Source organism: Streptomyces mayonensis (assembly GCF_018982965.1).
In the GTDB taxonomy this organism is placed as follows: Bacteria; Actinomycetota; Actinomycetes; order Streptomycetales; family Streptomycetaceae; genus Streptomyces; species Streptomyces mayonensis.
This window is the reverse complement of record NZ_JACBYP010000049.1, coordinates 47,631-54,719: the sequence shown is the minus strand read 5'-3', so window position 1 is coordinate 54,719 and position 7,089 is coordinate 47,631. Positions and strand designations below refer to the sequence as shown.

Annotated in this window: 4 protein-coding genes; all 4 read left to right on the top strand. The window is 74.6% G+C overall.

Annotation, left to right across the window (positions count from 1 at the left end; all coding sequences use genetic code 11):
• Positions 1 to 477: 477 nt before the first annotated feature.
• On the top strand, positions 478 to 1,542 hold the full coding sequence (locus HZS56_RS19810; protein WP_216722056.1) for an SMP-30/gluconolactonase/LRE family protein: 1,065 nt from the start codon (positions 478 to 480) through the stop codon (positions 1,540 to 1,542).
• A 61-nt stretch (positions 1,543 to 1,603) separates the two neighbouring features.
• Positions 1,604 to 4,138: an MMPL family transporter gene (locus HZS56_RS19805; RefSeq protein ID WP_216722055.1), complete on the top strand. Its 2,535-nt coding sequence runs from the start codon at positions 1,604 to 1,606 to the stop codon at positions 4,136 to 4,138.
• Between the two features lie 506 nt (positions 4,139 to 4,644).
• Complete coding sequence (locus HZS56_RS19800) at positions 4,645 to 5,394, top strand: HAD family hydrolase (RefSeq protein ID WP_253914529.1); 750 nt, start codon at positions 4,645 to 4,647, stop codon at positions 5,392 to 5,394.
• Complete coding sequence (locus HZS56_RS19795; RefSeq protein ID WP_216722054.1) at positions 5,391 to 7,088, top strand: FAD-dependent monooxygenase; 1,698 nt, start codon at positions 5,391 to 5,393, stop codon at positions 7,086 to 7,088. Before HZS56_RS19800 ends, HZS56_RS19795 begins: the two co-directional genes overlap by 4 nt.
• Position 7,089 lies beyond the last annotated feature (1 nt).

Here is a 7,089-nt window from a genome sequence, read left to right as displayed (position 1 = left end):
GCGGTCTCCGAGGTGAAACGGTCGCCCGTGAGCTGCATCCCGTCACCCGAGTCACCCGCGAACCGGATGACCACCCGGTCGAGTCGGCGTACTTCCTTGGGGCCGGTCCCGGCCGGCGCAGGCCGGGCGTACTCGATGTCCACCGTCACGCGACTCGTCTCCTTCGGCATTGCGACGCACGGTCCGGTCCTGGCCGTCCGGCCTCCTCGGTGCGCTGACGGACCGGGACGCTAGACAGCGGACCTTGAGGCGGAGCAAAGCGCGCACACGGTCGCCCGGCCACGGCCGACGGCCGCTGTCGGCGGTTCAGTTCCGGTCCAGTGGTTCTCCAGAACGCATCGCGACTCTGGGTGACGGCCGGCGGGCAGTCGGAATCGGTTGTTCCCCTCCAGGTGTCCGGGCCGCGGGCGGACTCCCCGCCCCCCCGTCACCGCGTATCGGCCGGCCGTCACCCGCTTCCGCCTGAAGGAGCACACCATGGACGTGTCAGTTCCGGCCTCTCGCCGCACGCTTCTCCAACTCGCCGCCGCGGGCGTCGCGGGCGGTGCCCTCGCCGCCGTACCGCTCCCCGCCTCCGCGCACTCCGGCGGCGACCGCCGCCACCGCCGCTCCGAGGCCCGCTGCGCGCTGCCTGGCACGCTCGCGGTCACCGCGCCGAACCTGTACCCGGAGGGCGTGACCTGGGACCCGACCCGTAAGGCGTTCCTGGTCGGATCGAGCACGCAGGGCACGATCTCCGTCGTCCGACCGGACGGCTCGGTCACCCCGCTGGTGGCACCGTTCGCCCAGGTCTCGGTGCTCGGTCTCACCGTGGACGCGCGCCGCGGCCGGGTGGTGGCCGCCTACACCGACTACTTCGGGCGGATGCTGGGCATCGTGGACCCCTCCCTGCCGCCCGTGTCAGGGGTGGGCGTCTTCGACCTGGCCACCGGTGCGGTGCGCCACCTGGCCGACGCCTCCGGCGGGGCCGATCTGCCGAGGGCCAACGACGTCGCCGTCGACGAACGCCACGGCGACATCTACCTCACCGACACCGGCGCCGACACCGTGACCCGGGTGAGCCGTGAGGGAAAGGTGCTCGGGGTGTTCGGCGACCCGCGGTTCGAGACGGCCGACACGGGACCGAACGGCATCGTCCACCATCCCGCCGGGTTCCTGCTCATGGCCAAGTACGACGGCGGCCGGCTGTTCCGGATCGACCACCCCCGCTCGTCGCGCCCGGTCGTCCGCGAGGTCCGCCTGGACCGCCACCCGACCTCCCTGGACGGCATCGCGCTGCGCCCCGACGGCTCCCTGGTCGCCGCGGCCAACGACCTCTCGCTGTCCGGCGGACGCCAGGGCCGCGACCACGTCGTGGTACTGCGCTCCACCGACCACTGGCGTTCCGCCCGCACGGTGCAGGACCGGACCTGGTCCCTCGAGGACCCGACGACCGTCGCCGTGACGCCGTACGGCGACTACGTCCTCAGCGGCGGACTCCGCGAGGTCCTCACCGGTGTCCCGTCGGCCACGCCCGGCCAGTTCCACCTGCGCCGTCGCTGAGGCTCCGCCCGCGGCCCGCCGTCCCGATCCCACCGTCCCAGACCCTCCCCGGGAGTCCTTCATGGCGCCCCTGTCCCACAGCAGTCCACCCCCCGACTCCACTTCCCCCGCCGGTCCCGGGCGGCCGCCCGCCGGGCTGTTCTCCGCCGTCGCCCGGCTGGCCGGCAACAGGCCCCGGCTGCTGCTCGCCCTCACCGTGGTCCTCCTCGCCGGGGCGGTGGTCCTCGGCAGCGGCGTGGCCGACCGGCTGCGCAGCGGGGGCAGCGGAGGAGTCGTCGACCCCTCCTCCGAGTCCTCGTACGCCGCGGAGATCCTGGAACGCGAGTTCCCCGGATCCCGCCCCAACCTGGTCCTGCTCGCCCGTACCGACGCCGGAGTCGACGACGCGGAGACCGCCCGGCAGGGCCGGGAACTCGCGGCCCGGCTGGCCGACGAGCCCGGGGTCACCGGTGTCACCTCCTACTGGGACACCGGCGCCGGCGCCCTGCGCTCCGAGGACGGCCGGGAGGGCCTGGTCGTGGCCCGGCTCACCGGTGACGACCTGGAGGCGGAACGCACGCTGGAGGAACGGATCGTGCCGCGCTTCGACGGCGGACAGGGCGACCTGTCGGTCCGGGTCGGCGGGAGCGTCGCGGTCCAGCACGAGCAGCAGACCCTCATCGCCGAGGACCTGGTGCGCGCGGAGCTCATCGCGCTGCCGGTCACCCTCCTCATCCTGATGGTGGTGTTCGGCAGCGCGGTCGCGGCCCTGCTGCCGGTCGGCATCGGCGTGATCGCGATCCTCGGCACCAACGCGGTGCTGCGGGTGCTGACGTCCTTCACCGACGTCTCCGTCTTCGCCACCAACCTCACCACCGCCCTCGGTCTCGGCCTCGCCATCGACTACGCGCTGCTGATCGTGCGCCGCTACCGGGAGGAACTCGCCGCCGGGCGGGACATGCCGGGCGCGCTCGCCGCCACCCTCAACACCGCCGGACGGACCGTGCTCTTCTCGGCCGCGACGGTGGCCGTGTCCCTGGCCGCGATGCTGGTCTTCCCGCTGTACTTCCTGCGGTCCCTCGCCTACGCCGGGATCAGCGTGGTCGTCCTCGCCGCCGCGTCCGCCCTGCTGGTGCTGCCGGCGCTGCTCGCCGTACTCGGCCCGCGGATCGACGCGCTGGACGTGCGCCGGCTCGTGCGGCGCGGCTCGCGCCGTACCCCCGAACCGGGCAGCGCGGCTGCCACCACCGACGCCGACGCCGACGCCAGAGACGGGGCCGGAGCCGGAGCGGGCTGGGCCCGGCTGGCCGGGTGGGTGATGCGGCGCGCGCCGCTGGTGGCCACCGGCACGCTGGCGCTCCTGCTGCTGCTCGGCGCGCCCTTCCTGGGCGCCCACTTCGGCACCGCCGACTACCGGCAGCTGCCCGCCTCGGCCGAGTCCCGGGTGGTGCAGGAACACCTCAGGGACGACTTCCAGGGCAGCCCCACCGGTGTGGTCGAGGTGGTCACCCGGGACGCCGGAACCGCCGAACTCGACGTGTACGCACAGCGGTTGTCCCGGCTCGACGGAGTCATGCGGGTGGACGCGCCGAGCGGGAGCCACGCCGACGGCCGCTCTGCCGGCGACGGGCAGCCGGGCCGGGTCGCCGGGGGCATCGCGTACCTGACCGTCGTACCCCAGGTGGAGGCGGTCTCCGAGCAGGGCAAGCAACTCGTGCGGGACGTACGGGCGGTGGACGCACCCTTCGCGACGTACGCCTCCGGGGCGGCCGCGGCCCTGATCGACAGCCAGCAGGCCATCGGCAGCGGGCTGCCGTGGGCCCTCGCCGTCATCGTGCTCGCCACGCTGGCGCTGGTCTTCCTGCTCACCGGCAGTGTGCTGATCCCGGTGCAGGCCGTGCTGCTGAACGCCCTCAGCCTGACCGCGATGCTCGGCGCCGTGGTGTGGGTCTTCCAGGACGGCAACCTGTCCGGGCTGCTGGGCTTCACCCCGACCGGGAGCGTCGAGACGGCGCTGCCGGTGCTCATGTTCTGCCTCGCCTTCGGACTCTCCATGGACTACGGCCTCTTCCTGCTCTCCCGGATCAAGGAGGAACGGGACCACGGGCGCGACCACCGGGCCGCGGTCGTGGCGGGCATGCGCGGTACCGGCGGCGTGATCACCGCCGCCGCGCTGGTGCTGTCGGTGGTGATGGTGGCCATCGGCACGTCCCGGATCACGAACACGAAGATGCTGGGACTGGGTGTCGCCCTGGCCGTCCTGATGGACGCCATGGTGATCCGCACGCTGCTGGTGCCGGCCGTACTGTCGCTCACCGGACGGGCGAGCTGGTGGGCTCCCGGGCCGCTGCGCCGGCTGCACGACCGGTTCGGTATCAGCGAGGGCGGCGGTCCCGCCGTACGCGCAACGGATGCGACGCCCGGCGTAACGGACGCGGCGCCCGGCGCACCGGACCCGGGTCCGGCAGGAGCGGGGAAACCGGCAGGGATGGGGAAACCGGCGGAGGGACGGGAAGGGGCTGAGGAACGGAAACCGGCCGCACCGGACCCGGCGGAGCGGCGGGACCCCGAGCCGGCGGCCCCGCTCGGCACGGCGACGGCGGAACGGACCGTCTGAGCCGACCCTCTGGGACCGGCCCTCTGGGACCGGCCGTCTGGGATCAGCCGTCTGCGGTCGGCCGTCCGGGACCGGCCGCCTGACGGTGGACGTCCGGGACCGGCCGCCTGGGCGGCCGTCCGCTGCGGTCGCCCGACTCCGACTCCGACTCCGAGTCCGAGTCCGTCACCGTCACCCGGCGCCCGCGAGGTACGGCCGTGCCGTGCTCCGCAAGCGCACACCCCCGACGCGGGAGGACCACCCTTCGTGGTCCTCCCGCGTCGGCTTTGGCGGCGCGCAAGCCTGCGTCATTAGTGTCCGGGACGCGCGGTCGGGCGGACACCCGGGCAGCGGGGAGCGGCCGGCCGGAGACACACGCCGGCGGGTCCGTGACACGTCCTCGACCACCGCCACACCCGGGATCAGCCTCACCAGCCGTGTTCCGGCTGCCCGGACGGACCGACACGCGCCCACCGGAGCACCCGGGACCCACCGAGCAGGAGCAGGAGCAGAGGGGGAGCAGTCCGATGACACCCACGCAGACCGCCGGGACGCGCGCGCAGTCCGCGCGCCCGGCACCGGCACGAGAGAGGGACACCATGGCCGTCGACACGGTCGTCGTCGACTACGGGGGAGTGCTGACGAACCCGCTCGTCGAAACCTTCGCCGCCTTCGCCGACCTCGCCGGCATCGACGCCGGCGACCTCGCCCAGGCGTTCCTCGCGGCCACGGAACGCCACGGACAGAACCCGATGGCGGCCCTGGAGACAGGCGGGATCAGCGAGCGGGAGATGGTGGACCGGATCCTGGCCGAACTGCCCGAGGGATCCGGGCGGATCCTCGGGGACGGGCAGGGCTTCGGTGAGCTGTGGTTCCGCGGCCGACGGCCCAACGAGCCGTTCCTGGCGTTCCTTCGCTCCCTGCGCGCCGGCGGCTACCGCCTCGCCCTGCTCACCAACAACGTGCGCGAGTGGGAGCCCCTGTGGCGGGCCCAGATCCCCGCCGACGAACTGTTCGACGTCGTCGTGGACTCGCACCGGGAGGGTGTGCGCAAACCCGACCCGCGGATCTACCGCATCCTGCTGGAGCGGCTCGGCACCACCCCGGAGCGCTGCGTGTTCGTCGACGACACCGAGGAGAACTGCCGGGCCGCGGAGGAACTGGGCATCCGGACGGTGCGGTTCACCGGGACCGGCGCGGCCGTCCGCGAGACCGCGGCCCTGCTCGGCTGCCCCGCCGCCGTGCCGGCCGGACCGGCGGGAGGCGGAGCCCGATGAGCGCACAGGTTCTCGTCGTCGGCGCCGGACCCACCGGCCTCACCGCCGCCTGCGCCCTGTGGGACCTCGGCGTGCCGTGCCGCGTGGTCGACCGGCGTCCGGGCCCCGGCACCGCCCCGAAGGGACTGGTGCTGTGGAGCGGGGCGCTGGAGTGCCTGCTCCGGATCGGTGTCTCGCGGCGACTCACAGGTTCCGCCCTGCCGCTGGCCGGCGCGTCGTACTGGTCTCGGGGCCGGCGCACCGGTGCCGTTCGCTTCGGCGGGCTGGAGAACACCGCGTTCCCGGGCCCGCTGTGCGTGCCGCAGCCGGTCACCGAGCGGGCGCTGCACGAGCGGCTCACCGAACTCGGCGGCACGGTCGAGTGGGACACCGAGGTCGTATCGGTGACCGTGGACCGCGGCGGCTCGGCCGAGTCGGCGACCGTGTGCCTGCGGTCGCCCGACGGCGAGCAGACCGTGACCGTGCCCTGGCTCGTCGGAGCCGACGGCGCCCGCAGCCTGGTGCGGGACAGCGTCGGCATCCCCTTCGAGGGGCACACCTTCGACCGTACGTTCCTGATCGGCGACGGCCGTCTCGCGGGCGCCGGTGCCGAGGCCGAGGTCCAGCACCACATCACACCCGACGGAGTGCTGGTGATCGTCCCCCAGCCGGACGGCCACCGGGTCTTCTTCGACACGGAACCCGACGGCCGGACCGACCCGCCGTCCACCGAGCTGCTCCAGCGGCTGCTGGACGAACGCGGGCCGGGCGGACTGCGTCTGGAGGCCGTCCGGTGGTCCAGCCGCTTCCGGGTGCACGCCAAGGTCGCCCCCCGGTTCCGGGAGGGGCCCGTACTGCTGGCGGGCGACGCGGTGCACGCCCACACCACGGCGGGCGGCCAGGGACTCAACACCGGGGTCCAGGACGGCTACGACGTCGGCTGGAAGCTCGCTGCCGTGGTCCGCGGCTGTGACCAGGACCTGCTCGACAGCTACGAGGCGGAGCGCCGGCCGGCGTCCGTCCGCGCGGTCGGGAACGGCGACCAGCAGACCCGGATGTGGCTGCTGCGCAACCCCGCGGCCCGGGCCCTGCGCGACACGGTCATGCGGGTGCTGTCCGGTGCGGGCCTGCTGGAGAAGAAGGTGCTCCCGGTGCTCGCGCAGATCGACCTGGACCACTCGGCGAGCCCGGCGGTGGCCGACCTCGAGGGCGCCGCGGCCGCACCGCGCGCGCTGCGGCCCGGCCGTCGCGCCCCCGACCTGCCGCTGACCTCCGTGCGTGCCGGGGCGGAGACGTCGCTCCACACGCTCCTGGCCGCCGGCCGGCACACCCTGCTGGTGTACGGCGGTGACGACGCGGGCCGGCGGGCCGCGCGGGCCTGGGCGGAGGCCGGGGCGCGCGGGGCCGGGGACACGGTCCGGGTGCTGTGGATCCGGCCCGAGGGCCCGGACAGGGGTGAACTCCCGGCGGCCGGCGCCGGTTTCGACATCGTCGGCGCGCGGACGGACACGTGGGCCGGGACCGGGGTCGGGGCGAGAGCAGGGGCCGGGGCCGGGCCCAAGGCCTTGGCCGGGCCTGCGTGGTGCGCGTATGTGCGGCCCGACGGCGTCGTCGCCGCCCGGTCGGGCCCGGACGGCCTCGGCACGCTCCTCGCCCGGGTGCCGTCCCGTCCGTCCTTCGCCACGTCGGACGCCGGCCGTCCGGCGCTGACGTGAA